This window comes from Liquorilactobacillus sicerae (genome assembly GCF_029916425.1).
GTDB classification, from domain to species: Bacteria; Bacillota; Bacilli; order Lactobacillales; family Lactobacillaceae; genus Liquorilactobacillus; species Liquorilactobacillus sicerae.
This window is the reverse complement of the sequence record NZ_JAHAVQ010000373.1, coordinates 1-363: the sequence shown is the minus strand read 5'-3', so window position 1 is coordinate 363 and position 363 is coordinate 1. Positions and strand designations below refer to the sequence as shown.

1 protein-coding gene is annotated in these 363 nt (G+C 34.4%); it reads left to right on the top strand.

What is annotated here, in order from left to right; translation table 11 throughout:
- A partial coding sequence (locus tag KH893_RS12885; protein WP_281166409.1) for a transposase occupies positions 1–363 on the top strand: 363 nt, incomplete at both ends.

Here is a 363-nt window from a genome sequence, read left to right as displayed (position 1 = left end):
GTCGTTGATCGTCTGCTGAACATGTCTGACGAACTGAGGAAAGCTTATAACTATTACCAACAGCTGTTACATGTCATTCATCATCAAGATACTGAATCCTTAAGTAATCTATTAAATTCAGCTGCTGAGATGCCTGAACAAATAAAGAAAGCTAATCGGACACTGCGTAAACATCAGGCTGAAATCATTAACAGTTTCAAGACCTCGTTTTCAAATGGCCCAGTAGAAGGTACCAATAATAAAATCAAAGTCATTAAAAGGACCGCATATGGATTTAGAAATTTTGAAAACTTCCGCTTACGAATCTTATTATCTTTAAAAAACAGCTACGTCAGCTTAAATTATCATTATTACATCAAAAAA